Annotated in this window: 26 protein-coding genes and 1 riboswitch; of the genes, 22 read left to right on the forward strand and 4 right to left on the reverse strand. The window is 61.9% G+C overall.

What is annotated here, in order from left to right; translation table 11 throughout:
• Window positions 1-4 precede the first annotated feature (4 nt).
• The 6 genes from N8A98_RS21170 to N8A98_RS21195 all read left to right on the forward strand — a co-directional run bounded on the left by N8A98_RS21170 (window position 5) and on the right by N8A98_RS21195 (window position 7,213).
• Window positions 5-796: a TatD family hydrolase gene (locus tag N8A98_RS21170; protein WP_262168288.1), complete on the forward strand. Its 792-nt coding sequence runs from the start codon at window positions 5-7 to the stop codon at window positions 794-796.
• A 382-nt stretch (window positions 797-1,178) separates the two neighbouring features.
• Window positions 1,179-2,849, forward strand: a complete 1,671-nt coding sequence (locus N8A98_RS21175; protein ID WP_262168289.1) for an MGH1-like glycoside hydrolase domain-containing protein — start codon at window positions 1,179-1,181, stop codon at window positions 2,847-2,849.
• A 109-nt stretch (window positions 2,850-2,958) separates the two neighbouring features.
• On the forward strand, window positions 2,959-4,248 hold the full coding sequence (locus N8A98_RS21180; RefSeq protein ID WP_262168290.1) for an ABC transporter substrate-binding protein: 1,290 nt from the start codon (window positions 2,959-2,961) through the stop codon (window positions 4,246-4,248).
• A 53-nt stretch (window positions 4,249-4,301) separates the two neighbouring features.
• Window positions 4,302-5,210: a carbohydrate ABC transporter permease gene (locus N8A98_RS21185; protein WP_390888789.1), complete on the forward strand. Its 909-nt coding sequence runs from the start codon at window positions 4,302-4,304 to the stop codon at window positions 5,208-5,210.
• Between the two features lie 3 nt (window positions 5,211-5,213).
• Window positions 5,214-6,116: a carbohydrate ABC transporter permease gene (locus N8A98_RS21190; RefSeq protein WP_390888790.1), complete on the forward strand. Its 903-nt coding sequence runs from the start codon at window positions 5,214-5,216 to the stop codon at window positions 6,114-6,116.
• Between the two features lie 29 nt (window positions 6,117-6,145).
• Complete coding sequence (locus tag N8A98_RS21195) at window positions 6,146-7,213, forward strand: ABC transporter ATP-binding protein (protein WP_262168292.1); 1,068 nt, start codon at window positions 6,146-6,148, stop codon at window positions 7,211-7,213.
• Between the two features lie 25 nt (window positions 7,214-7,238).
• Here the strand turns inward: N8A98_RS21195 and N8A98_RS21200 are convergent, their stop codons facing one another.
• Window positions 7,239-7,922 carry a GntR family transcriptional regulator gene (locus tag N8A98_RS21200; protein ID WP_262168294.1) on the reverse strand — a complete coding sequence of 228 codons (684 nt, stop codon included), beginning with the start codon at window positions 7,920-7,922 and terminating at the stop codon, window positions 7,239-7,241.
• 130 nt (window positions 7,923-8,052) lie between these two features.
• On the opposite strand from N8A98_RS21200, the gene N8A98_RS21205 reads away from it, so the two are divergent.
• The 4 genes from N8A98_RS21205 to N8A98_RS21220 all read left to right on the forward strand — a co-directional run bounded on the left by N8A98_RS21205 (window position 8,053) and on the right by N8A98_RS21220 (window position 12,453).
• Window positions 8,053-9,582: an aldehyde dehydrogenase family protein gene (locus N8A98_RS21205; protein ID WP_262168295.1), complete on the forward strand. Its 1,530-nt coding sequence runs from the start codon at window positions 8,053-8,055 to the stop codon at window positions 9,580-9,582.
• 111 nt (window positions 9,583-9,693) lie between these two features.
• Window positions 9,694-10,650 (forward strand): sugar ABC transporter substrate-binding protein, encoded by a 957-nt coding sequence (locus N8A98_RS21210; RefSeq protein ID WP_262168297.1) that lies wholly within the window; start codon window positions 9,694-9,696, stop codon window positions 10,648-10,650.
• Window positions 10,651-10,717: 67 nt separating this feature from the next.
• A complete protein-coding gene (locus N8A98_RS21215) occupies window positions 10,718-11,728 on the forward strand; it encodes an ABC transporter permease (protein ID WP_315974560.1) in 1,011 nt (336 codons plus the stop codon).
• Window positions 11,725-12,453: an ATP-binding cassette domain-containing protein gene (locus N8A98_RS21220; RefSeq protein ID WP_262168299.1), complete on the forward strand. Its 729-nt coding sequence runs from the start codon at window positions 11,725-11,727 to the stop codon at window positions 12,451-12,453. The genes N8A98_RS21215 and N8A98_RS21220 overlap by 4 nt, the downstream gene beginning before the upstream one ends.
• 23 nt (window positions 12,454-12,476) lie before the next feature.
• On the opposite strand, the gene N8A98_RS21225 is transcribed toward N8A98_RS21220, so the two are convergent.
• Window positions 12,477-12,848, reverse strand: a complete 372-nt coding sequence (locus N8A98_RS21225) for a nuclear transport factor 2 family protein (RefSeq protein WP_262168301.1) — start codon at window positions 12,846-12,848, stop codon at window positions 12,477-12,479.
• Between the two features lie 69 nt (window positions 12,849-12,917).
• Window positions 12,918-13,304, reverse strand: coding sequence for a nuclear transport factor 2 family protein (locus tag N8A98_RS21230; RefSeq protein ID WP_262168302.1), 387 nt, complete (start codon window positions 13,302-13,304; stop codon window positions 12,918-12,920).
• 149 nt (window positions 13,305-13,453) lie between these two features.
• Here N8A98_RS21230 and N8A98_RS21235 point away from each other — a divergent pair, with 149 nt between their 5' ends.
• On the forward strand, window positions 13,454-14,335 hold the full coding sequence (locus N8A98_RS21235; RefSeq protein ID WP_262168304.1) for an AraC family transcriptional regulator: 882 nt from the start codon (window positions 13,454-13,456) through the stop codon (window positions 14,333-14,335).
• A 50-nt stretch (window positions 14,336-14,385) separates the two neighbouring features.
• Here N8A98_RS21235 and N8A98_RS21240 read toward each other — a convergent pair whose 3' ends face one another.
• Window positions 14,386-15,303, reverse strand: a complete 918-nt coding sequence (locus tag N8A98_RS21240; protein WP_262168306.1) for a helix-turn-helix domain-containing protein — start codon at window positions 15,301-15,303, stop codon at window positions 14,386-14,388.
• 157 nt (window positions 15,304-15,460) lie between these two features.
• Here N8A98_RS21240 and N8A98_RS21245 point away from each other — a divergent pair, with 157 nt between their 5' ends.
• From N8A98_RS21245 to N8A98_RS21295, 11 genes are all read left to right on the forward strand, one after another.
• Window positions 15,461-16,615 (forward strand): amine dehydrogenase large subunit, encoded by a 1,155-nt coding sequence (locus tag N8A98_RS21245; protein ID WP_262168307.1) that lies wholly within the window; start codon window positions 15,461-15,463, stop codon window positions 16,613-16,615.
• Window positions 16,615-17,145 carry a MauE/DoxX family redox-associated membrane protein gene (locus tag N8A98_RS21250; protein ID WP_262172101.1) on the forward strand — a complete coding sequence of 177 codons (531 nt, stop codon included), beginning with the start codon at window positions 16,615-16,617 and terminating at the stop codon, window positions 17,143-17,145. Before N8A98_RS21245 ends, N8A98_RS21250 begins: the two co-directional genes overlap by 1 nt.
• A gap of 24 nt (window positions 17,146-17,169) precedes the next feature.
• The gene (gene mauD / locus N8A98_RS21255; protein WP_262168309.1) at window positions 17,170-17,769 is read left to right on the forward strand and encodes a methylamine dehydrogenase accessory protein MauD; all 600 of its coding nucleotides are present in this window, start codon (window positions 17,170-17,172) and stop codon (window positions 17,767-17,769) included.
• 20 nt (window positions 17,770-17,789) lie between these two features.
• Window positions 17,790-18,329 carry a methylamine dehydrogenase light chain gene (locus tag N8A98_RS21260; RefSeq protein ID WP_035098356.1) on the forward strand — a complete coding sequence of 180 codons (540 nt, stop codon included), beginning with the start codon at window positions 17,790-17,792 and terminating at the stop codon, window positions 18,327-18,329.
• On the forward strand, window positions 18,322-18,765 hold the full coding sequence (locus tag N8A98_RS21265; protein WP_262168312.1) for a c-type cytochrome: 444 nt from the start codon (window positions 18,322-18,324) through the stop codon (window positions 18,763-18,765). Before N8A98_RS21260 ends, N8A98_RS21265 begins: the two co-directional genes overlap by 8 nt.
• On the forward strand, window positions 18,762-19,208 hold the full coding sequence (locus tag N8A98_RS21270; RefSeq protein WP_262168313.1) for a c-type cytochrome: 447 nt from the start codon (window positions 18,762-18,764) through the stop codon (window positions 19,206-19,208). Before N8A98_RS21265 ends, N8A98_RS21270 begins: the two co-directional genes overlap by 4 nt.
• Window positions 19,209-19,379: 171 nt before the next feature.
• Window positions 19,380-19,488, forward strand: a riboswitch (guanidine-I (ykkC/yxkD leader).
• Between the two features lie 71 nt (window positions 19,489-19,559).
• Window positions 19,560-20,633 carry a putative urea ABC transporter substrate-binding protein gene (locus N8A98_RS21275; protein ID WP_262168315.1) on the forward strand — a complete coding sequence of 358 codons (1,074 nt, stop codon included), beginning with the start codon at window positions 19,560-19,562 and terminating at the stop codon, window positions 20,631-20,633.
• Between the two features lie 47 nt (window positions 20,634-20,680).
• Window positions 20,681-21,496, forward strand: coding sequence for an ABC transporter permease (locus tag N8A98_RS21280; protein ID WP_262168316.1), 816 nt, complete (start codon window positions 20,681-20,683; stop codon window positions 21,494-21,496).
• The gene (locus N8A98_RS21285; RefSeq protein WP_262168317.1) at window positions 21,496-22,323 is read left to right on the forward strand and encodes an ABC transporter ATP-binding protein; all 828 of its coding nucleotides are present in this window, start codon (window positions 21,496-21,498) and stop codon (window positions 22,321-22,323) included. The genes N8A98_RS21280 and N8A98_RS21285 overlap by 1 nt, the downstream gene beginning before the upstream one ends.
• Window positions 22,320-23,117: an urea amidolyase associated protein UAAP1 gene (locus tag N8A98_RS21290; protein WP_262168318.1), complete on the forward strand. Its 798-nt coding sequence runs from the start codon at window positions 22,320-22,322 to the stop codon at window positions 23,115-23,117. Before N8A98_RS21285 ends, N8A98_RS21290 begins: the two co-directional genes overlap by 4 nt.
• A gap of 13 nt (window positions 23,118-23,130) precedes the next feature.
• Window positions 23,131-23,739, forward strand: a complete 609-nt coding sequence (locus N8A98_RS21295) for an urea amidolyase associated protein UAAP2 (protein ID WP_262168319.1) — start codon at window positions 23,131-23,133, stop codon at window positions 23,737-23,739.
• Window positions 23,740-23,786 lie beyond the last annotated feature (47 nt).

Genomic DNA, 23,786 nt, shown 5'->3' on the forward strand with positions numbered 1-23,786 from the left:
ATTCATGTTTGTCGATAGCCATCTGCATCTCGATTTCGATGAATTCGCCCATGATCGATCGGCGGTAATGGCGCGGGCGGCAGCAATCGGCATCGAAACCTATCTCACCATCGGCATAAAGGTGCGCGACTTCGACCGGGTCCGTGCCGTCGCCGAGATGCACGACAATGTCTATTGTACGGTGGGCACGCTGCCGCATTTTTCCGACGAGGAGAAGGACGTCTCGACCGAAGAGATCGTTGCACTCACCCACCATTCCAAGGTTGTCGGGATTGGCGAGGCGGGGCTCGACCGGGTTTATGGGACGGCTGATTGGACAAATCAAATCGCCGTCTTCGCCGCTCATCTTGCGGCGGCCCAGGAAACGCAATTGCCACTGGTTATCCATTCGGTGCGCGAAGACGAAACCATGGCAGCCATGCTGCAGGAAGCCACCGCCGTAAGACCGTTCCCGTTTGTAGTGCATGCCTTTTCGGGTGGACCGCTTTTGATGGAGACCGCCCTGGAACTCGGCGGCTATTTCGGCTTTGGCGGCCTCCTGACTTATGAAGGCAACGATCACATCCGCCAGGCCGCGAGCAGCCTTCCACGCGACCGTATCCTGCTCGAAACCGACTCGCCTTCGATGTCCCCAGCGCCGTTCGAGACCGATCGAAACGAGCCGGCCAACCTGTCCAAGATAGCCGAGCTGCTCGCAAAACTGCGTGGCGATAAAGTCGAGGATATCGCCGCCTATACTACGGACAACTTCTACCGCCTGTTTGCCAAGGTTGCCCGGCCTCCTATTGCCAGCTGACAGGGTGAGCAAGGGAGCGGCCCCGTCATCCATAGCCTTTGATTGACAAGTTCCGCGGCCAAATCTACCATACAAGTATCGAAGGCGGATAAATTCCCGCTGAATGGCCGGAGACACGTCATGGGCTCGAGCAGCCCAGCCACGGTATGTTGGTAAAGCGTGCGCTACGCGGAACGTCTTTGGTTTGACCGGATAAACACGGACCATTGCTCGTTTCGACCTTCCGCAGGACCCCTCGTCGATCTCAGCTGTGCGGTCACGGTTGATGGATTGGTCCTTGCCCCTCCATCGCTCCCGCTTTTGACCCGGTCCGCCGGGTATTGTTGCAGGCCGATCCACAACGGACGCCTGGGAGGGGACCGGTATTTGCCGGAAACGACGCATGGATTTTGGCGCCGATAGTCACACCCAATCATCCTCGCTGCTGAACAAGCTGCGCGCGATCGATGTGACGCAACGGATAACGGCCGACAACAACCCGTGGGAAGCCGCCATTCTTGCCGAATTCGCGCGCTCTGGTGTCGCCTTCACCGCATCCTCACCGGCCATGGAAAGCCGCTTCTACGACGCGGTCACCGAACTCATCGCCTGCATCAAGCCCACCGGCAGTGAACAACCCATCCTGCATGAAGGCGGGATCTATCACGGCTGCTGGCTGGAAAGCACCGGCACGATCAATGCCGAATTGCTGTCCCGTTTCGTGCCCTCCATCGCCGCCGCCACCTTTGCCGTCTTTGCCGAGCATCAGCGTGAAGATGGCCTCCTGCCCTATAAGCTGACACCGAACGGGCCGGTTTTCTCACAGATCCAGCTGGTGTCACCCCTCGCCCGCTCGGTCTGGACCCATTACAGCCTCAACGGCCGCGACAAGGCCTATCTCGCCAAAATGTACCGCTCCATGGCTGCCTATGATGCCTGGCTGGCCGAGTGGCGCGACACACGCAAGACCGGCGCCGTCGAAGCCTTTTGCGCCTTCGATACCGGGCATGATCTGTCCGCCCGCTTCTGGCATGTGCCGGATTCCCCGTTCAACAACGACACCAAGGCCTATAATCCCGACAATCCAGTACTGCCCTTCATCGCGCCCGATCTCACCGCCAATGTCGCCTGCCAGCGCCTCTACCTAGCCCGCATGGCCGAGGAATTGGGCGAGGACCCGGCCCCTTGGCGCGCCAGGGCCGAGCAGAGCATTGGGGCCCTGTTCGAGCAGTGCTTCCACGCCGAAGATGGCTTCTTCTACGATCGCGACCGCAACAGCCAGCATGTCCGCGTGCAGTCGGATGTGTTGCTGCGGGTTCTGGCCTGCGAAGTGGGCGACGACGCCTTTTTCGCCGAAGCGCTCAGCCGCTATCTGCTCAACACGCGCAAATTCTTCGCCAAATACCCACTTACGTCGATCGCTCTCGACGATCCACGGTTCGACCCGGCCTATGACTATAATAGCTGGTGCGGTCCCACCAATTTCCTGACCCTGATCCGCACCCCGCATGCCTTCGAGCACCACCACCGCCATGTCGAGTTGACCTGGATTCTCTATCCGACCCTGTCGGCGCAGTTCCGCTCCACTCGCTTTGCCCAGACGCTGCATCCCTTCACGGGACGGGAGGGCTTCACCGAGGCCTATTCGCCCTCGATCCTGTGCCTGCTCGATTTCGTCGAGCGGCTGAGCGGCATCCAGCCGCGCCCGGATGGCGCGCTGTGGTTCACCGGCCTTGTGCCCTACCAGATCGAGCACCGCGACGTGGCGCATGAAACGGCCTATGCCCGCACCGTCGATGGCCACCATTTCGAGCTGGTCAACACCCGGACCCACTCCACCGCCTATCGCGATGGTGAAGTGCTGTTCCGCGCCCCCAAGGGCGTCCGCATCATCACCGACCGCACCGGCACCATTGCCGGGCTGATCGGCATCAGCGTCAACACCATCACCGGGACGCTCCACACGTCAGATGGAGCTATCGACTTCACCGCCGCTGCCAATGAGCAATTGCACCTTGAGAACGGAGCTTTCACCCGCCTGCACAATCCGGGGCTGGTCCACCCGACCTATTAATCACGCGCCGAAACCGGCCAATCGACCCAAGAATTTCGACCATTGCCGGCCCGTCCGTGAATCCGGACACGTCGACGATGAGGTACGTAGCTCACAATGGGAGGTATCCATGAGCACATTCAATAGACGCAAATTCCTCGGCACAGCCGCTGCCGCTGCCGGCTCCGCAGCAATCCTGTCGGCCACGGGCACTTCTGCCTTCGCCCAGGATCGCCGCATCCGCCATTTCTGGTGGGGTAACCCGGAGCGCGACAAGCGCACATTCGAAGTCATTCGCCTGTTCAACGAAAAGAACCCCGGCATCGTGGTGGCCGGCGAAACCCTTGGCTCGGCCGATTACTTCACCCGCCTCACCACCCAGATTGCCGGCCGCAACATGGCCGACGCCATCCAGATGGGCTATGGCGTGATGTTCGAATATATCAATCGCGGCGCCATCCTGCCGCTCGATGAGTATATCGGCAAATCGCTCGACATCTCCCAGATTGACGAAAGCGCGCTCTCGGCCGGCCGGGTCGATGGCAAGCTCTATGCCCTTTCGATCGGCGCCAATTCGCACGTCTCGCTCTACAATACCCGCCTGTTCGACGCTGCCGGCATCAGTTTCGATCCCTTCGGCTGGACCTATGATGATCTGAAGCGCGTCGCCGGCGAAGTCACCAAGGCCACCGGCGTCTTCGGCACGGACGACAACACCGCCGATTACCAGAACTTCTCCGACTATGTGCACCAGCGCGGCGAGCGCCTGTTTGACGACGAGGGTAATTTCGGCGCTTCGGCCGAAACCATCGCCGACTATTTCGCCATCTGGGCCGACCTGCGCGCCGCTGGCGCCACTCCGCCGGGTCAGGTTTCGGCGGGTCTCGTCGGCGCCGAACTCTCCAATTGGGGCATCGTCACCGGCCAGACTGCGATTTCCTACGCCTGGAGCAACCAGATGGTGGGCGTGCAAAACCTGATGCAGGACAAGGTCGGCGCGGCCATGTTCCCCAATACGCCCGAAATGATCCCCGGCTCGATCATCCAACCCAGCCAGTTCATCTGCCTCAGCCGTGACACGGTCGATGCCGAAGCGGCCACGACCTATATGAGCGCCTTCGTTAACGACCCGGAAATGACCGCCGTGCTCGGCCTCGAACGTGGTATTCCCGCCAACGCACAGGTGCGCGCGGCACTGCAGCCCAAGCTCACCGAAATCGAAGCGACCTCGGTCGCCTTCTTCGACGGCATTCAGGGCAAAACCATGAATCTGGCGCCCCCGCCGCCCTCGGGCGCGCAGGAAATCGAAGCCATGTTCGAGCGTGTCGCGGTGGCCGTGCTGCTCGATCAGGCGCCCATCCCCGATGTCGCCAACCAGATCCGCCGCGAAGCCGAAGGCATCCGCCGCCGCGCCCGCTAACCAATTTGGCCCGCCGGGACGTTCCCGGCGGGCCATAGCTTCACGACGCAAGGATGACAGGAATGTCTATTCGATCCAAATTACGCCGCAGCTGGCCGGGCTATGTGTTTCTCACACCCTGGCTGATCGGCTTTTTCCTGCTCTCGATCTTTCCGATCCTGGCTTCGCTCTATCTCGCCTTCACCGATTATGACGCGGTCAATGCCCCGGTCTGGGTCGGGTTCGAAAACTTCCAATATATGTTCGAGTTCGACTACCGCTTCTGGCAGTCGCTCAAGGTCACTTTCCTCTTCGTCATACTCTCGGTGCCGGCCAAGCTGATCTTCGCGCTGATCGTGGCCATGTTGCTGGACAAGGGCATTCGCGCCGTGGGCTGGTATCGCGCCCTGTTTTACCTGCCGTCCATTCTGGGCGGCTCCATCGCTGTGGCGATCCTGTGGCGGCAATTGTTCAACGCCGATGGCGTGATCAATTCGGCGCTCGCAGTGTTCGGCATCCAGGGCCCCTACTGGCTCTCGGACCCCAATTATTCGCTCTATACGCTGGTCGTGCTCGCCATCTGGCAATTCGGCTCGCCCATGCTGATCTTCCTCGCCGGGCTGCGCGCCATCCCGCAGGACCTGTACGAGGCGGCCGAGATCGACGCGGCAACGCCCAGCCGCAAATTCTTCGCCATCACCGTGCCCATGCTGGCTCCGGTCATCTTCTTCAATCTGGTGCTGCAGATGATCGAAGCGTTCAAATCCTTTTCGGGCGCCTTCATCATTTCGGGCGGCACCGGTGCCCCGCTCGATAGCCTACTGTTCTTCACCGTCTACCTGTTCAACGAGGCGTTCAGCTATTTCCGCATGGGCTATGCCTCGGCGCTGGGCTGGGTGCTGCTGGTCATCATCGCCGCCTTCACCGCCATCGCCTTCTGGACCTCAAAATATTGGGTCCATTACGAGAATGAGAGGGGCTAGGTCATGACCGACGTAACTTCGAACCGCCTCGCCGATCTCACCGCCGTCTCCGCTCAGCTCCGCGCTGATCGTGCCGTCCGCGCCAAACGCGCGGCAATGCTCAAGCACGTCTTCCTGATCGCGGCATCCTTCGTGATGATCTATCCGCTGCTCTGGATGGTGGCGAGTTCGCTCAAACCCAATAACGAGATTTTCGGTCAGCTCGGGCTCATCCCCAGCGATCCGCAATGGTCCAACTACACCAGCGGCTGGAATGCCCTGCCGGTCAGCTTCACCAATTTCTTCTGGAATTCGGCAGTGGTGACCGTCCTGTCGGTGATCGGCAATGTCATCTCATGCTCGTTTGCCGCCTATGCCTTCGCCCGGCTCGAATTTTCCGGCAAGACTATCTGGTTCGCGCTGATGATGATGACACTGATGATCCCCTATCACGTCGTGCTCATCCCGCAGTACCTCACCTTCCTGCAGCTGGGCTGGGTCAACACCTACCTGCCACTGGTGGTGCCGCGGTTCCTCGCGTCGGACGCCTTCTTCATCTTCCTCATGATCCAGTTCTTCCGCCAATTGCCGCGCGAGCTGGATGAGGCGGCCATGATCGATGGCTGCTCTCCCTTCAAGATTTACTGGGCCATCATCCTGCCGCTCTCGCTGCCGGCCATGACCACGGCGGCCATCTTCTCCTTCATCTGGACCTGGGAAGATTTCCTGGGGCCGCTGGTCTATCTCAACGATATCAAGGACTACACCGTCCCCCTCGCCCTGCGGATGTTCCTCAGCCAGGACAGCGTTTCCGAATTTGGCCAGATGTTCGCCATGTCGGTGCTCTCCATCCTGCCCATCATCCTGTTCTTCGTCATCTTTCAGCGCTTCATCATCCGCGGCATCGCCATGAGCGGCATGAAATAGCGCTCGCATACCCATCAAGGACCAAACCAATGGCCTCTGTCACCCTCAGCGACGTCAAGAAAACCTATGGCAATGTGCCCATCATCCATGGCCTCGACCTCGAAGTTCAGTCAGGCGAGTTCCTCGTGCTGGTCGGCCCTTCCGGCTGCGGCAAGTCCACCCTACTGCGCATGATCGCCGGGCTCGAAGACATCAATGATGGCGTCATCGCCATCGGCGACAAAATCGTCAACGACCTGCCCGCCTCCCAGCGGAACCTCTCCATGGTGTTCCAGTCCTACGCGCTCTATCCCCATATGAGCGTGCGCAAGAACCTGGCTTTCGGCCTCTCCAATCTCAAAATGCCAAAACCGGAGATCGAGCGCCGCGTGGCCGACGCTGCCCGCATTCTGCAGATTGAGCCGCTGATGGAGCGCAAGCCGCGCCAGCTTTCTGGCGGACAGAAGCAGCGCGTCGCCATTGGTCGCGCCATCGTGCGCGAGCCGCAGCTGTTCCTGTTCGATGAACCCTTGTCCAATCTCGATGCCGAATTGCGCGTGCAAATGCGGGTCGAGCTGGCCGGCCTCTATCAGCGGCTGGGCACCACCATGATCTATGTGACGCACGACCAGACCGAGGCCATGACCATGGCCACCCGTATCGTCGTGCTCAACAAGGGCCGCATCGAGCAGGTCGGCACGCCCTACGAGCTGTATAATTTCCCGCGCAACAAATTCGTCGCGACCTTCATCGGTTCACCCAAGATGAACATGCTCGACGCCCAGGCTGCAGGCGGCAAGGCCGAGATTGCGGGCCTCGGCAGCCTCACCCTGCCCCGGGGCATCACGACCAATGGCCCTATCAGCATCGGCATCCGCCCTGAACAACTCAGCCTTGGCACATCAGGCGATCTGACTTTGCCCGGCAAGGTGACCCTGGTGGAATACCTCGGCAGCGAAGTCTTCATCTATGTCCGCCTCGCCAATGAGCAGACCGTGCTGGTGCAAGGCGCCGGCGACGCCAAAACCCGCAATGGCGAGGACGTAACCCTCACCATCAATGCGGCAGGCGCCCATTATTTCGACGCCGAAGGGCAGCGTTTGGGGGATATGAAATAGCCGGATACCCCAAACCGGTCGCCGCCTAGATAAAGAGGCTGGCGTGTTTGGTCTCCAGGTCTGGCAGGTCATCTAGGATACTGCCCAGGTGCTGGGCCATGGCGCGCTGGGCGCCCTCGACGTCGTGTCCATCGATGGCGGCCATGATGTCCTGGTGTTCGCGCACGCGACGCACCATGTCCGCCTCGCTCTGCAAGGTCATGTTGCAGACCCGGTCCATATGCGTCTTCATATCGGCAATGGCGATCCAGGCAATGCCGACCCCGGCTCCCTGTGCAATGGCAAAATGAAACGCCTCGTCATGCTCGCGGAAGTCGGCATGGTCGAGCTTGGCCGCCGCCTCTTCCTGCTTGAGCAACAAGCTGGCTATGCGCTTGCGCTGCCAGGCTTCAAAGCTCTGCGCCGCCCTGGCGACCACGGCGAGTTCCACCGCTTGCCGGACGAACAGCGCCTCGGTCATTTCCTTGGCCGAGATGCGTGCCACGACCGTGCCGCGATGCGGGCGGATTTCGATCAATCGTGAATTGGCCAGGCGGATCAGCGCCTCGCGCACCGGCTGCCGCGACACGCCGAGGCGGGTGGCAATATCCTGTTCGCTGAGGCGCGATCCCGGCAACAATTCCAGCTCGATGATCGCGCGCCGCAGATCTTTTTCGATCGAGGCAGCGGCACTTTCACCGCTCTCAGCCACCTGCATTTCAAGAGTCATATTACATCTCGCCCACGCCATTGACAGCTTGTGTCAATGCGCCATACGGTACCATACAATTCCATACAGGACATATAGAAACGTCCGAATATATTCGAGGAGGTGGGTTCAGCCCGCCATGGCGATATCCATGCAGTCACGCTTTCAGGACAATTTCGTTGCGCCGAACCTTAGTGATCCGCGGCTGGCGAGTAAACGCGCCTATCGCATGCTGATCGATGGTCGGTCGGTCGACGCGCAGTCGGGCGAAACCATTACCCGCGAAAGTCCCGGCCATCGCGGCAAGGCCGTCGGCGAATGGCCAGCGGGCGGCGCGGCCGACGCGGCACTTGCCATCACTGCGGCGCGGCGGGCTTTCGATACGGGCGCCTGGCCCCGGATGAGCGGCGCGGAACGCTCGACAATCCTGCATGCCGTTGCCGCCAAAATCCTCGAACATGTCGACGAACTGGGCCTGATCGAATGCCTCGAAACCGGCAAGCCCCTGGAACAGGCCAAGGGGGAGATCGGCTATTGCGCTGACCTGTGGAACTATGCCGCGGGCCAGTCGCGCGGGCTCGAGGGCTCCACCCACAATGCCATTGGCGAATCCCGCCTCGGCTTGGTGTTGCGGGAGCCGGCGGGCGTTGTCGGCATCATCACGCCGTGGAATTTCCCCTTCATCATCGTCTCCGAACGTGTGCCGTGGGCGCTGGGCACGGGTTGCACCGTCGTGGTCAAGCCGAGCGAATTCACCTCCGGCACCACGATCCGCCTCGCCGAACTGGCTATTGAGGCGGGCCTGCCGGCCGGAGCGTTCAACGTCATCACCGGCTATGGCCCTGCCGTGGGGCAAGTGCTGGCCGAAGATCCGCGGGTCGACGTATTGGCCTTTACCGGCTCGGTTCGTGTCGGCACCACGCTCGCCGGCCTGGCGGCGGCGGGGGTCAAGCGGGTGGGCCTGGAACTGGGCGGCAAGGGGCCGCAAATCGTCTTTGCCGATGCCGATCTGGACGCTGCCGCCGATGGCATTGCCTATGGCGTTTATCACAATGCCGGGCAGTGCTGCATTTCCGGCAGCCGGCTGATTGTCGAGAATTCAATCCGCCAGCCATTGCTCGAGCGAGTGCTCGAGCTGTCGCGCAGGCTGCCGTTTGGCGATCCGCTCGGGGCCGGCACGCGCTTTGGCGCCATGGTCAGCCGCAACCATCTCGAAAAGGTGGCGAGCTATGTGGCCGCCGGCGTCAATGAAGGCGCCGAATTGCTGCTGGGCGGCGACATGGTCGATGCCAAATCGGGCAATTTTTTTGCCCCGACGGTTTTCGACAAGGTGCGCCCCGACATGGCCATCGCCCAGGAGGAAATCTTCGGGCCGGTCCTTGCCACCATTGGTTTTGACACGCCCGAGGAAGCGGTCGCCCTTGCCAATGGCACGCCATTTGGCCTCTCGGCCAGCGTCTGGTCGCGCGATCTCGAAAACGCCATCCAGACCACGCGCAAGCTGCGGGCCGGACGGTGCTGGATCAATTCGGTGATCGACGGCACGCCCGAACTACCCATTGGCGGCTACAAAAAAAGCGGCACCGGCCGCGAACTCGGGCGCTTTGGCTTTGACGAATATTCCCAGTTCAAGGGTCTGCACATGACACTTGGGCGGGGCCAACCCTGGTTCCAGCATTGAGGAAGAGCTGAAGCGGGGAGACGCATTCGGGCGGCGCGATCTTGGTCGGAGAGCGCCGTCCGGAACGGGACCTGAGGAGGACCCGTCACAGATCCAAGGGAGGATTAAGCGATGAATTTGACCAAGTCGAAAGCCGCTTTGCTAGCCGGCTGCGCCCTGTTCGCCACTATCGGTGGCGCCGCGGCCCAGGATGATCCGGTCAAGGCAACCATGATCATCTATCTCGATCCGAGCGTCCAGTTCTTCAATCCGGTGGTGAAAGGCGCCCAGGACGCCGCTGCCGCCTTCAATGTCGATCTGGATGTGCAATATGCCAATAACGATCCGGTCCGCCAGAACGACCTGATCGAGAGCGCGGTGGCCACGGGCGTTGATGGCATCGCTGTCGCCATTTCCAGCTCCGACGCCTTTGACGATAGCATCTGCGCCGCCGTCGAAGCCGGTATAGTGGTCATCGGCTTCAACAATGACGACCTCGAGGGCGCGAACGGCAATTGCCGCCAGGCCTATGTCGGCATGGATGAATTTGCCTCGGGGTATGAACTGGGCAATCGCATGATCGAGGCCTTCGATCTCAAAGAAGGCGATGTGGTGTTCAATCCGCGCGAAATTCCCGAGGCCAGCTTTGCGGTGGCACGGGGCGGCGGCATCGAAAAGGCGATGAGCGAACATGGCATCACGGTGGAAACCGTGCGCGCCGGCCTCGATCCCGCCGAGGCGCAGAACATCATGGCCCAGGCGCTGATCGCCAATCCGGATATCAAGGCGGTGTTCGGCACCGGCTCGGTCACCTCCACCGTTGGCGCCGGCGCCATTAGGGATTCCGGTGTCGACGTGCCGTTCGGCGGCTTCGATCTGGCGGTCGAAATCGTCAATGCGGTGGAATCCGGCGCCATGTTCGCCACCATGGACCAGCAGCCCTATTTGCAAGGCTATTATCCGATCGCCCAGATCGCCATGGCCGCCCGGTATGGGCTGACCCCGACCGATGTCGATACCGGCCAGGGCGCCTTCCTCAACCAGGAACGCATCGGCGTCGTGAAGCCCTTTATCGGCACCTATCGCTGATTGGCTGGTCCCGGCCTTCGGGCTGGGACCACTCCTTTTTTCACAACCGGATATGACCGTGACCGAGATGATCGATCATCGTGCCGCCTGGCCCAGGCGAACGGCTGCCCAAAGCCTGCATGCGCTGCTCACCATGCCGGCAGGCGCCATCCTGCTGGTCTTCGTTGCCGTGCAAATCGGCTGCATCGCCGCCGGGCTGCTGTTTCCCGACGACTTCCGCTATCTCTCATCGGCCAATATGGGCATCATGATGCGCTCGGTGCCGGTGCTGGGTTGCCTGGCGCTAGGCGCCGGCGTGCTGATGATATCAGGCGAGTTCGACCTGTCGATCGGCTCGGTTTACACCTTCACCGCCATCGTCATGGCCATGCTGGTCGGCAATGGGGTCGACGCCTTCCTTGCGGCGCCCGCGGGCCTGCTCATCGGCGCTGCCATCGGCCTGCTCAATGGCGCACTGACGCTGCGCTTCAACCTGCCCAGCTTCATCGTGACGCTCGGTGGCCTGTTGTTCTGGCGCGGGGCGGTGCTGCTGCTCAATGGCGCCGTGCAGGTGCGTTTCGATCCCAATCCGGTGTTCAACGCACTGTTTTCCGGCACGCTGCTTGGCATCAACGCGGCCTTCATCTGGTTTATCGGGCTGTGCCTGGTCTTCTGGGCCATGCTGCACCGGCATCGCTTCGGCAACCATGTCTTTGCCACCGGCGGCAACCGCTCGGCCGCGACCGCCATCGGGGTCAATACCAATGCCATCAAGCTGATGGCCTTCGCCATTGCCGGCTTCATGGCGGCTTTCGCCGGCATTCTCGCCACCACACGCGTCGGCTCGGTGCAACCGGGCCAGGGCGCCGGGCTCGAGCTGCAGGCCATTGCTGCCTGCGTCATCGGCGGGCTCTCCCTGCGTGGCGGGCGTGGCTCGATCCTGGGAGTGTTTCTGGGCGTGATGCTGATTTTCACCATTACCGACGTGCTGCTGCTGATGCGGGCACCGGGCTTCTATCTCGACATGTTCATCGCCACGCTGATCGTGGTGGCCTCGATCTTCAATCACGGGCTCGATCGCCGGGGAGCCGCCTCATGAGTCTCTTGGCCCTGCACAATATCAACAAGACCTTCGGGCCGCTCAAAGCCCTCACCGATCTCAGCTTCGAAGTGGGCCATAGCGAAGTCGTTGGCCTGCTCGGCGACAATGGCGCGGGCAAATCGACCACGGTCAACCTGCTTTCGGGCATTCACCGACCCAATTCCGGCTATATCTCGGTCGATGGCCAACGGCACGATTTCACCTGCCGCCGCGACAGCGCCGAAGCGGGTATCGAAACGATCTACCAGAACACCGCGCTGGTCGATTGCCTCTCCATTTCGCGCAATATCTTTCTGGGTCGCGAACTGACCGGCCGCTTCGGCTTTCTCGATCTCCGGCAGATGCGCGAGATCGCCATGCAGGTGCTGGAAAGCGCGGTGCATATTTCGGGCATCGACTCGCCGGACAAGCTGGTTGGCGACCTGTCCGGCGGGCAGAAACAGGCCGTCGCCATTGCGCGCGCCGTGTTCTTCAAGCGCCGGGTGCTGCTGCTCGATGAGCCGACTTCGGCGCTATCGGTCCGCGAAACCGAGGCGCTGCTGGGCCAGGTGCTCAAACTCAAGGCGGAGGGGGTATCAAGCGTACTGGTGACGCATAATCTCTATCACGCCTACCAGGTCTGCGACCGCTTCGTGATCATGAGCCACGGTACCAAGGTGTTCGACGTGGCCAAGGCCGACACCACGATTGAGGAGCTGACCCAGCACGTGGTGCTGACCTAGCTCCCCGTGCTTGGTGTTCCTGCCTAGAACAGCGGATTATTGTGCGCGCGGGTATCCGGCATCTGCATCATCGCGTCCCAGTGCTCGGCCAGTTTGCCGTTCTCGACGCGGTAGATATCGAGGAAGCGCCATGCCTTGCCCGCCATTTCATAGGGGGTGTGCAGCATGACGATATCACCATGGGCAAGCACGTGTTTGTATTCGAGCTTTTGTTTCGACACCCCTTGCGAAATAAGCATTTGCAGGAGTTGCTTGACCCCTTCCGGGCCGTCAGGGGTCGTCGGATTGTGCTGGATAAAATCCTGGCTCATGTACTGGTCTACTGCTGACACATCCAGATCACCGAAAATGCGCTGATAGGCGGTCATGACGAGCTGTTTGTTGGCCTCGGTCATGGTGGAGCTCCTTGATTGAAAGTGGTGGCAGGGACGCTTTTCGTCCCCTGCCCTCGATTCCGTGACCTATCAGCCCCAGAACGCGTCTTCCTGCTCGGGATTGGAGGAGAACAGCCAGACTTCAACGATCTTGCCGTCCACGATGCGCAACAGATCGATGCCGGCCTGGTCGAGCGTGGCGCCCTCGCGCTGGCCGGAGAACTCGATCTCAATGGCAACCAGGTCGCCATTGGCGACATAGCGGTGGGCGTGGGTAATGGCGAAGGTGCCGCCAGACTTCTCCATCATGCCGCCCATCATGGCGCCGAATTCGGCAATGCCGTTCTTGGTGCCCGAGAACTGGTTCTTGCCCGGCTGGTGCCAGACCACCTTGGGAGACAGCAATGCGCCAAGCGTGGCCTGATCATTGGTCTGGACGGCTTTGATGTAGCTCTTTGCGATATCGATATTGCTCATTTTGGTCTCTCATTTGCAGATGTTGGAACCTGCTGCGAAGTGATCCGCGGTTCATGAGAGTGGTAATAATGGGCAGCATGCCATTCTGTCGTGGTTCATAGATGCCGCTATGTGATACTTATCGGACATAATGGCTGTGGCGGAACCAAATGACTAAAAGCCGAAAGCTGGATCAACTCAACTATCGTCCGAGCGGGCGCGAGCTGGATGTCGAGATTTTCCATTTCTCGGATTTGCGGCGCCGGGTGAGTGCCGAGCAAATCCTGGCGCTGTATCACTATTCCTTCCACACCCTGATCTGCGTCACCCAAGGGACGGTGACCCAGATGGTGGACTTCCAGCAGGTCCCCTGCGCGGCCGGCTCCCTCCTCGTGCTGCGGCCCGGGCAGGTTCATAGTTTTGGCAGCATTGAGGGTTGGGACGGCTGGATGGTCCTGTTTCGTGCCGAATTCCTGCCGTCGGAGACGCAGACCACCACCGACCTGCTGCCGGTCCTCGGCCTGGATCGGCTACCCGATCATCTGTCCCTGTCCAAAGCCGATTTCGCTGCCGTGAACGAGGCGATCGCGCGCATGCAGCAGGACGCGGCGAGCGTCGCCCGGCCCAATGATCTGCACGCCCTGCTGCGTTACGAATTGTGTGCGCTGCTCCTGCGCCTTGCCATTTTGCAGGACCAGCATATGGGCGCCGAAGTCACCCGAAGCTCTGGCGTGCAGCGCTATGCCAGGTTTCGCCGGCTGGTCGAGCAGAACTATGCCGGCTGGCATCAGGTATCGGCCTATGCTGCCGCGCTGGGCTGTACCGAGAAAAGCCTGACGCGGGCAGCCCTGGAGGCGACAGGACAAAGCGCCAAGAGCGTCATCGCCGCGCGTATCGCGCTTGAGGCCAAGCGGCTCCTGGTCCACACCGACCGGCCCATCTACCTGATCGCCGAGGGTCTGGGTTTCGAGGAGGCGACCAATTTCGCCAAATTCTTCAAGCGCGAGGCGGAACTCACGCCGATTGCCTTTCGCCGGCGATACAAGAACTGACGGCAGTACTGCGCCGTCAGGATGGCGGCGCAGGAAACCACCTCAAGCGCCTAGGCTCGCACCAACCTTGTGCCCCGTAATGTCTCTGATGGCGTTTCGTGGAATTGGGCGCTGTAATATTTGGCGAAGCGGCCGAGGTGCCAGAAGCGCCATTGCAGGGCAATTTCCGAGACGGTGCGGCCGGTGCGCCCGGCCTGCAGCAGGTCACGGCGGGCGCCGTCGAGGCGCAATTGCTTGAGCCAGACGCTGGCATTGATGCCCAGGGTGTTGCGCACCGTGTCGTGCAGCGACTGGTGCGTCATGCCGGTGTCGGCGGCGAGCGCGGTAATCGAGAGGGGCATGTCCCCTTCCCCGCACATGCGGGCTTGCAGGCGCCGGAATGCGGAATAGTCCGGGCTGGTGCTGGGGCCAGGCCATTCCAGCTGGGTGGAATTGAAGTAGAGACTGGCGAGTTGCTCAATGAGGATCTCGGGCAATAGCTCGGTCAGCTCGTCGGCCGATTCTCTCGGCCCCGCCGCATTGGGCAGCAGGCCGAGCAGCCAATGCAGGCACGCCTTCATCGCGTAGCCCGACAGCACGTTGAAGCCGGAGCGCACCTCCCAGCCGAGTTGGTCCGCGCGCATGGTGACCAACACGATGTCATAGCCGCCCGGACAGACGGCGACCCATTCCAGCCCACCGGTAATGACGCTGCAGGTGACGCCACACAGCGGCATTGCATTGATCTGCCAATGCGCATCGTCATTGACGGTGAAGGCGAAGGTGACGCTGTCCCTGGGCGTCATGATGGTTTGGGCGATGGTGGTGTTGACGCGTTCGCGCATCACCGAAATGCCCGGCATCACCAGATAGTCGACCCGCCCGTGATAGCGGTTGGGCCCCAGTTGCAGAAAACGCTGCTCCCAGCCGGGCAAGGCGGTTTCCTGTTCGGTGGCGTCGAAGAATTCAGCGGCGAAGGCTTTGGGCATGATGATCGCTATGGGCTACGCGTTATCCGTAGCAGGCGCGCAGAGACTGAGCAATAAACACAATTGCCTATAAATTAGCCATTCAATCGGTTTGGAGTGGATAGCGGCCGGCATGGCGCCTTCCTAGTCTGTCCTCCGACGATTGGAGACCCATGGCATGATCAAACCCAAGCTGCTTGCTGCCAGTGCGCTGTGCTGCGCCACCATGCTGACTTTTCCCGTGATGGCGCAGGAGGCCGAATTCGTCCCCGAGACGTTTTCGGTGAAGGAGGCCATCGAGCCGGGACCCAATATTTTCGTGGGCAAGCAGGAATGGGGCGGGGCCAGCTCGATCGAGGTTTATTCGGCTGATGACCTGACCAACAAGGGCAATATGACGGCGGGCGCCATCATCCAGCTGCTGGTCGCGCCCGATGGCAAGACGGCCTATGCGCAGTCGACTTTCATGAAGCGCTATACCTATGGGCCGATCGAGCAGGTGCTCAACGTCTATGACGTGAACACGCTCTCCATCACCAAGGAAATCCTGCTGCCGGGCAAGGCCGCCATGGTCGCCGCCTATGAACCGCTGCTGGCGCAAAGCGCCGATGGCAAGTTCGTCTATGTGCAGAATGCGACGCCAGCCACCTCGGTGACCGTGGTGGACGTGGCGGCCGGCAGCGTGGTGCAGGAAGTGGCGACGCCGGGTTGCTGGGGCATCTACCCCTCGCTCGAGGGTCACAGCTTCTCGACGATCTGCGGCGATGGCACCTTTGCCAGCTTTGACGTGGGCGCCGATGGCGCAGCCGCCGAAAAGACCATCAGCGAGAAAATCTTCGACGCCGATACCGACCCGATCTTTGTCGCCTCCGATCGCATCGGGACCGATCTGGCGTTCATTTCCTATCACGGCAATGTCTATCTGCTGTCGGACGCGACCGGCACGATCACCCAGACCGACAAGTTCTCGATCACCGAAGGCCAGGCCGAAGGCTGGGCGCCGGGCGGCTACAATCTGCTCACTTATAACGACGCCAATGGCGTGCTGTTCGTGACCATGCATGCCGAGGCCTATGACGGCAGCCACAAGAATGCATCCGAGGAAATCTGGGCTTATGACGTCAAGGCGCGCAAGGCGCTCTACCAGTCCGCGGCGCACGGCCTGATCTCGATCAAGGTCACCGATGGGGAAACGCCAGTGCTGTTCGGGCTCAATGAGGAAGAGAGCACCGTGGTGCGCTTTGCCGTTGATCCAGAGGCCAGGTTTGCGCTCAAGGAGACCGGATCGGGTGACGGCACCGGCTTTGCCACCGTCGTCGTGGTAGGTCCGTGATGGAGGCGACTTGGACAAGCCTGGTCGCGGCGACGGCAACGGCGTTCATCGCCCTGCTGTTCGCCCGGGCGGCCTGGCACAAGCTCTCGGACTTCACCGCGTTCACCGGCTTCGTCGCCGACTATGACCTGATGCCCGCCAGCCGGGTAAACCTTGCCGCAATGGTGCTGGTCGGCCTCGAAGTCCTGGTCGTCGTCGCGCTGCTTACGCCAGGCGGCAACATGGCCGGCGCCGTGCTCGCCGTCGGGCTGCTCGGGCTCTATGCGGCCGGCATGGGCATCAACATCAATCGTGGCCGGGATCGCATCGAATGCGGCTGTGGCGGCGCGGTGCAGCCGCTGGGCTGGCAATTGGTGGGCCGCAATGGCGTGCTCGCCGCCATCGCTGCGCTGTGCCTGGTCGGTTCGCCCTATGCACTTTCGCTCAGCGAGGCAGCGGCCGCGCTGGTCAGCGGCTTCATCCTGTGGGTGGGCTATCTGCTGATCGAGCAGATCATGGCCACCACTGCCGTCATGCGGCTGCGGCGCTGAAGCGCGAAAACAAGGACAATGGAAATGAATGCACTCATCCTCGCAGTTGGCGTCCTCTGGGTCGTCGTGCTCTGCCTTATCGTCGCGCTGTTCGCCATGGCCCGCCAGATCGGGGTGCTCTACGAACGCGTCTCGCCCATGGGCGCGCTGGTCAATGATGCCGGTCCGCGCATCGGCGACATGACGCCGCTGTTCAGCCTGCCCAGCCTGACGGGCGGCACTGTGGCCATCGGCCCGCGGCCTGACCGCTCGACGCTGGTGTTCTTCCTCTCGCCCACCTGCCCGGTCTGCAAGAAGCTGCTGCCCATCCTGCGCTCGGTGCGACAGGCGGAAGACAAGTGGCTCGACGTAGTGCTGGCCAGCGATGGCGACCTGGCCAAGCATCAGCGCTTCATCGAAACCGCGGATCTGGGCAGTTTCCCTTATGTGGTGTCGAGCGACCTGGGCGTGTCCTATCGCGTCTCGCGCCTGCCCTTTGCCGTGCTGCTCGACAATCGCGGTGTCATCCGCGCCAAGGGCCTGGTCAACAATCGCGAGCAGTTGGAAAGCCTGTTCAACGCCAAGGAAATGGGCGTCGACTCGATCCAGAGCTTTCTCGACAGCCCTGCCCCCGCCAATAGCTGAGCCCCTAAGGAGTACCTTCAATGGCAATGATCGACACTATCTTTGAATGGCTCGACCGGGGCGCCGAAAAGAGCAGCCGCCGCATCGCCCAAGGCACCGGCCGGCGGAGCTTTCTGACCAAGGCGGGCGCCGCCATGCTGGGGGGAAGCCTGCTGCCCATGTTGCCCTTCGACCGCAATTTCGGCCAGGCCTTTGCGCAAGAGGGCGCCTCTCCCGATGGCGACCAGACCTCGTGCGATTACTGGCGCTATTGCGCGCTGGACGGCAATCTCTGCAATGAATGCGGCGGCACGCTCAACCAGTGCCCGCCGGGCTCGGAAGCCTCCAAAGTCTCCTGGGTGGGCACCTGCCGCAATCCCAATGACGAGAAGGATTACCTCGTCTCCTACAATGATTGCTGCGGGAAGGCGACCTGCGCCGGCTCGTTCTGCTTCACCTCCGAAGGCGAACGCCCCGGCTATCGCATGGGTCTCTACAACGACATCAACTGGTGCATGGCCAATGATTCCAAGGGCTATCACTGCACCGTGGCCGTGCTGGTCGGGCTCGCCGATGCATAAAGGCCTTGTCGTAACGCTGGCGCTTGCACTGCTCGCCGCGCCTGCCCACGGGCAGGATGCGGCGGGGCAGACAGCCTTCGCCGATACCTGCGGCGCCTGCCATATGGCGGATGGCAGCGGCTCGCCGGGGCTGGCGCCACCGCTCAACGACACCGCGCTGTGGCAGAGGCTGGGCGACCAGAGCGGGCGCTATGTCACCGGGGTCATCCTGAGCGGCCTCACCGGCAAGATCGAAGCCCGCGGGCAGATCTATGTGGGCCTTGCCATGCCGACGCATAATTGGCTGGGAGACGAGGAGATCGTCGCCATCGCCAATTACCTGCTGGCCGACATTAATGGCCTGCCGCCTTCGGTCGATGCCGCGCTGGTTGCCGAATTGCGCGCAGCAGTGCCCAGCCACGCTGACTTGCGGGCAATGCGCAAAGGTAACCAATGAAATCTCTGCGCGCCTTTGCCTTGCTCGGCCTGCTGGCGACATCGCCCGCAGCCGCGCAAGAGCGCTCGCCCCACGCCAATTACATCCTGCGCTGCGCCGGGTGCCATGCCATGGATGGCTCGGGACATCCGGTGGGTGGCATCCCCGATTTTCGCAACCTGGTAGGCGCCTTTGCCCGCGACGAAACCGGGCGCACCTATCTGATGCATGTGCCCGGCGTGATTGGCGCCAGCTTGTCCGACACTGAAATCGCGGCAGTGCTCAACTACATCATGGACAATTGGGGCGGGGAATCCGTGCCTGCCGATTTCGTACCGTTCACCGGTATCGAAGTCAGCACACTACGCGCCAAGAGTATTGGCGATGTCGTTACCTATCGGCGCAAACTGGTCGAAACTCTTACCGAGCAGGGCATTGCCACAGCGGGCTATCCCTGGCCTTAACGCGACAGGCACCGCATGCCGGCGCCATTGCCAAGAATATCGGCGACCGCACACCACCTGCCCAATCGGTGTGCAGCCAGCCGATGTTCTAGCCGCCAGCCCAGAAAAACCGGCCTAAAATCCCCGATATCAGGCCAAAAACACTTGGCACGTGCCTTGCATCATGTCTGGCGAGTTGGGTGCTAGGGTTCCGGCGTCGTCATGACGCGTCTGGTCCGAGAGCCACCCGCCGGCACGGGAGCAATCGTGTCGGACACGGCGGGACAAAAGCCCGGGAGACCTCGTAAGCCAAGGGATTGGCTCGATGGTTTCTGCCGATCCCTTTTTGTGACTACGCAAAGGGGATCTGACATGACGAAACTGTCCAAATTTCTCGTTACGGCATTGCTGGCTTCGACACTGGGTTTCGGCGCAACGCTGCCCGCACTCGCCCAGGCCAAGACCGACTTCAAAGTCGCCTGGTCGATCTATGTCGGCTGGATGCCCTGGGGCTATGCCGCCGACAATGGCATCGTCCAGAAATGGGCCGACAAATACGGCATCACTATCGAGGTCACCCAGTTCAACGACTATGTGGAGTCGATGAACCAATACACCGCAGGCGCCTATGACGCGGTGACTCTCACCAATATGGATGGCCTCTCTATCCCCGCTGCTGGTGGCGTCGACACCACCGCCGTGATCATCGGCGACTTCTCCAACGGCAATGACGCCGTCATCCTCAAGGACCAGACCGCGCTGGCCGCCATCAAGGGGCAGCCAGTCAATCTCGTCGAATTCTCCGTCTCCCATTACCTGCTCGCCCGGGCGCTCGAAAGCGCCGGGATGAGCGAGCGCGACGTCAATGTGGTCAATACCTCCGACCCCGATATGGTCGGCGCCTTCCAGACGCCTGACGTCACCGCCATGGTCACCTGGAACCCCATGGTCTCCGAAATTCTCGCTTTGCCCGACGCCACCAATGTCTTCAACAGCGCCGATATTCCCGGCGAAATCATCGACCTGATGGTCGCCAACACCGACGTGCTCGCGGCCAATCCCGATTTCGGCAAGGCCTTGGTCGGCATCTGGTATGACACGATGTCCATCATGACCGCCGACACTCCGGAAGGCGCAGCCGCGCGGCAGGCCATGGGCGTTGCCTCGGGCACCGACCAGGCTGGTTTCGAGGCTCAGCTTGCCGCCACCAAGCTGTTCCCCACGCCAGCGGAAGCCGTCGCCTTCACCACCGCGCCCGAGCTTGCCACCACCATGGATCGCGTCCGCACCTTCCTGTTCGACAAGGGCCTGCTCGGCTCCGGCGCCCCTTCGGCTGACGTCATAGGCATCGAATTGCCCGATGGCACCGTGCTGGGCGACGCCGCCAACGTAAAGCTGCGCTTCACCGCCAGCTACCTGAGCATGGCCGCCGACAGCGCCCTCTGAACCGGATCGGGCCGGCTTCTGGCCGGCCCATAGGCGGAGCCTCCTACATGCGTTGGATCAATACCAAACCCGGGCCGGCCATGCGGCTGATGCTCATGCTCGCGCCCTTCGTGTTGCTGGTCATTGCCTATAGTATGGGCTCGGCGGCGCGGCTGGCCGATAATCCCAGCGACAAATTGCTACCCGCATTAGCGAGCCTCACCGACGCCATCAACCGCATGGCCTTCACCCCCGATGTCCGCACCGGCGAATATCTGATGTGGGTGGACACCACAGCCAGCCTCTCCCGCCTGCTCTGGGCGCTGGGCATTTCCACCGCCATCGCCCTGCTCTTCGGCATGACCGTGGGCATGTTCCCCTATGTGCGGGCGCTGCTGGCCCCGTTCATCGCCACCATCTCCATGGTGCCGCCGCTGGCCCTGCTGCCCATTCTCTTCATCGTGCTGGGCCTGGGCGAAGCCGCCAAGATCACCCTGATCGTCATCGGCGTCGCCCCGGCCATGATCCGCGACCTCGCCCTCAAGGTCATTGAGCTGCCGCGCGAACAGATCATCAAGGCCGAAACCCTGGGCGGCTCCTCCTGGCAGATAGCCCTGCGCGTGGTCCTGCCGCAAACTCTGCCGCGGCTGCTCACCTGCCTGCGCCTGCAACTGGGCCCCGCCTGGCTCTTCCTCATCGCCGCCGAAGCCATCTCGGCGGATTCCGGGCTCGGCTACCGCATCTTCCTCGTCCGCCGGTACCTCTCGATGGACGTGATCTTCCCCTATGTGGCCTGGATTACGCTCCTCGCCATCATCATGAATTTCGCGCTCGATCGGCTGCGCATCGCCATCTTCCCCTGGTCCAATCTGGAGCGGCAGTGATGAGTACCATCGTGCTCGACAATGTCTGGAAGGAATATGGCGACCAGATCGTGCTGGAAAAGGTCTCGCTGACCATCGCTTCCCGCGCCTTCGTCGCCCTGGTCGGCCCCTCCGGCTGCGGCAAGACCACGTTCCTCAAAATGCTGCTGGGAGAAGAAGCCCCCACGCGCGGCACCATCACCCTCGATGGCATCCCGCTGATGGCCGAGCCCGGCCCCGACCGTGGCGTCGTTTTCCAGCGCTATTCGGTATTTCCGCACCTCACCGTGCTGGGCAATGTGCTGCTCGGCAAGGCCTTCACCGGCTCCAAAATCGCCGCCCGCCTGTTCGGCGCCAGCAAGCGCAGTGCCGTCGAAGAAGCGCGCCAGCTCATCGCCGATGTTGGCCTCGCCGGTTCCGAGGACAAATACCCCGCCCAGCTCTCCGGCGGCATGCAACAGCGCCTCGCCCTCGCCCAGGCGCTGATCATGAAGCCCAAAGTGCTGTTGCTCGACGAGCCCTTCGGCGCGCTCGATCCCGGCATTCGCGCCGAAATCCACGTGCTGATGAAGCGCCTGTGGCACGAGACTGAACTCACCGTCGTCATGGTCACCCATGACATGCGCGAGGCCTTCACCCTGGGCACCCGCGTCATCGCCTTCGAGCGGCCGCGCGACCGCCCCGAAGAGCGCGAGCGCTACGGCGCCCTGCTCAGCCGCGACATCGATATCTGGCCGCCGCGCATTGCCGGCGAGCCCTCCATTTTCGCACCCGACCGGGACGACCCGGTCATGCCCTTGGGTCTTGCTCAGGACGACCTGGCGCCAACACAAGGAGATAATCCATGAGCCGTACGCCAGAACAGATCGCCGCCGACCGCGCGCGCTATGAAGAACATCAGCGCAAGGGCCTGCAAAACGCCCCCAAAGCCTTGCCTGCCCCCAGCGCGATTCCCGCCGCGCCGATTGCCGACCCCATCCACACCGAAACCGTTCCCGGCGGCTGGTATTGGTCCACCAATCTCAAAGCCGGCGACACCATCCGCATCGCCCAGGATCAGGGCCCCTCGGCCGTGGCCATGATTGCCTGGAGCCTTGCCGACACCAGCGAGCGCCTCAACCTGCCCGACACCGTCAAAGTACAATGGACCACCGCCATCGCCAAGGGCCGCGTGCTGTTTTCCGATATGGGCCGCGTCATGTTCTCGGTCACCGAGGCGGCCTCATCCGCCCATGATGGCCTGGTCGGTGGCTCCAACGCCGCCTCCAACACCCGTTATTCCGGCGACACTCGCAATACGCGCGACAATTTCGTCCTCGTCGCCGGCAAGCTGGGGCTGGATCGTCGCGACATCCCCTCGGCGCTCACCTTCTTCGCCCCTGTCCGCGTCACCGCCGACGGCGCTTTCGTCTGGCGCGAGGACATGCGCCAGCCCGGCGACTATGTCGAACTGCGCGCCGAAATGGATCTGGTCATCGCCCTGTCCAACTGCCCGCACCCGCTCGATCCCAACCCCGCCTATGAACCCAATCCGGTGACCGTCACCCGCTTCCGCCTGCCCGTGCCCGCCGACGACCTCTGCCGCACTGCCACCGCCGAAGCCATTCGTGGCTTTGAAAACAACAGCATGCAGCTGGCTTGAGGGGGAGACACAGATGAGCATTCAGGAACACTTCATCCCCGCCGAAAAGCCCTGGTCCGGTATTGTGCGCAAGGGCCAGACCATCCGCATTGTCGACAGCGAAGGCCAGCAGGCCGTCGATACCCTGTTCTACAAGGCCGACGACTTCTCCGAGCGTTATAGCGGCCAGGACACGCTTCGCGTCCAGGGCAGTGCCTATGTCGGCATCGGCACAAAAGTCATCAGCAATGAAGGCAATGTCATGCTGGTGGTGACGGCCGATAGCTGCGGCCGCCACGACACTTCGGCGGGCGCCTGCTCCTGCGAAAGCAACACCGTCCGCTTCGGCTACAACACCAAATATCTCCACGCCTGCCGCGACAATTTCCTGCTCGAAGTCACCAAACACGGCATGGGCAAGCGCGACATCGTCCCCAATATCAACTTCTTTATGAACGTGCCCATCGAGCCCTCCGGCCAGATGACCATCGTCGACGGCCTCTCCGCCCCCGGCGATCATGTCGAACTGCGGGCCGAAATGGACGTCCTCTGCGTCATCTCCAACTGCCCGCAAGTGAACAACCCCTGCAACGGCTTCAACCCGACGCCGATCAAGGTCGTGATTTCGGGGGATGCTGCATGATCTTGCACCGTATAGCCGCAGATCGCGCCTGCGGGGGGCACTGAACC

The organism is Devosia neptuniae (genome assembly GCF_025452235.1).
Taxonomy (GTDB): Bacteria; Pseudomonadota; Alphaproteobacteria; order Rhizobiales; family Devosiaceae; genus Devosia.

Excerpts from the sequence above, each read along its gene's own strand:
- N8A98_RS21170 (WP_262168288.1), top strand. The coding sequence starts at position 5 with ATGTTTGTCGATAGCCATCTGCATCTCGATTTCGATGAATTCGCCCAT.
- N8A98_RS21175 (WP_262168289.1), top strand. The coding sequence starts at position 1,179 with ATGGATTTTGGCGCCGATAGTCACACCCAATCATCCTCGCTGCTGAAC.
- N8A98_RS21180 (WP_262168290.1), top strand. The coding sequence starts at position 2,959 with ATGAGCACATTCAATAGACGCAAATTCCTCGGCACAGCCGCTGCCGCT.
- N8A98_RS21185 (WP_390888789.1), top strand. The coding sequence starts at position 4,302 with ATGACAGGAATGTCTATTCGATCCAAATTACGCCGCAGCTGGCCGGGC.
- N8A98_RS21190 (WP_390888790.1), top strand. The coding sequence starts at position 5,214 with ATGACCGACGTAACTTCGAACCGCCTCGCCGATCTCACCGCCGTCTCC.
- N8A98_RS21195 (WP_262168292.1), top strand. The coding sequence starts at position 6,146 with ATGGCCTCTGTCACCCTCAGCGACGTCAAGAAAACCTATGGCAATGTG.
- N8A98_RS21200 (WP_262168294.1), bottom strand. The coding sequence starts at position 7,922 with ATGACTCTTGAAATGCAGGTGGCTGAGAGCGGTGAAAGTGCCGCTGCC.
- N8A98_RS21205 (WP_262168295.1), top strand. The coding sequence starts at position 8,053 with ATGCAGTCACGCTTTCAGGACAATTTCGTTGCGCCGAACCTTAGTGAT.
- N8A98_RS21210 (WP_262168297.1), top strand. The coding sequence starts at position 9,694 with ATGAATTTGACCAAGTCGAAAGCCGCTTTGCTAGCCGGCTGCGCCCTG.
- N8A98_RS21215 (WP_315974560.1), top strand. The coding sequence starts at position 10,718 with ATGATCGATCATCGTGCCGCCTGGCCCAGGCGAACGGCTGCCCAAAGC.
- N8A98_RS21220 (WP_262168299.1), top strand. The coding sequence starts at position 11,725 with ATGAGTCTCTTGGCCCTGCACAATATCAACAAGACCTTCGGGCCGCTC.
- N8A98_RS21225 (WP_262168301.1), bottom strand. The coding sequence starts at position 12,848 with ATGACCGAGGCCAACAAACAGCTCGTCATGACCGCCTATCAGCGCATT.
- N8A98_RS21230 (WP_262168302.1), bottom strand. The coding sequence starts at position 13,304 with ATGAGCAATATCGATATCGCAAAGAGCTACATCAAAGCCGTCCAGACC.
- N8A98_RS21235 (WP_262168304.1), top strand. The coding sequence starts at position 13,454 with ATGACTAAAAGCCGAAAGCTGGATCAACTCAACTATCGTCCGAGCGGG.
- N8A98_RS21240 (WP_262168306.1), bottom strand. The coding sequence starts at position 15,303 with ATGCCCAAAGCCTTCGCCGCTGAATTCTTCGACGCCACCGAACAGGAA.
- N8A98_RS21245 (WP_262168307.1), top strand. The coding sequence starts at position 15,461 with ATGATCAAACCCAAGCTGCTTGCTGCCAGTGCGCTGTGCTGCGCCACC.
- N8A98_RS21250 (WP_262172101.1), top strand. The coding sequence starts at position 16,615 with ATGGAGGCGACTTGGACAAGCCTGGTCGCGGCGACGGCAACGGCGTTC.
- mauD (WP_262168309.1), top strand. The coding sequence starts at position 17,170 with ATGAATGCACTCATCCTCGCAGTTGGCGTCCTCTGGGTCGTCGTGCTC.
- N8A98_RS21260 (WP_035098356.1), top strand. The coding sequence starts at position 17,790 with ATGGCAATGATCGACACTATCTTTGAATGGCTCGACCGGGGCGCCGAA.
- N8A98_RS21265 (WP_262168312.1), top strand. The coding sequence starts at position 18,322 with ATGCATAAAGGCCTTGTCGTAACGCTGGCGCTTGCACTGCTCGCCGCG.
- N8A98_RS21270 (WP_262168313.1), top strand. The coding sequence starts at position 18,762 with ATGAAATCTCTGCGCGCCTTTGCCTTGCTCGGCCTGCTGGCGACATCG.
- N8A98_RS21275 (WP_262168315.1), top strand. The coding sequence starts at position 19,560 with ATGACGAAACTGTCCAAATTTCTCGTTACGGCATTGCTGGCTTCGACA.
- N8A98_RS21280 (WP_262168316.1), top strand. The coding sequence starts at position 20,681 with ATGCGTTGGATCAATACCAAACCCGGGCCGGCCATGCGGCTGATGCTC.
- N8A98_RS21285 (WP_262168317.1), top strand. The coding sequence starts at position 21,496 with ATGAGTACCATCGTGCTCGACAATGTCTGGAAGGAATATGGCGACCAG.
- N8A98_RS21290 (WP_262168318.1), top strand. The coding sequence starts at position 22,320 with ATGAGCCGTACGCCAGAACAGATCGCCGCCGACCGCGCGCGCTATGAA.
- N8A98_RS21295 (WP_262168319.1), top strand. The coding sequence starts at position 23,131 with ATGAGCATTCAGGAACACTTCATCCCCGCCGAAAAGCCCTGGTCCGGT.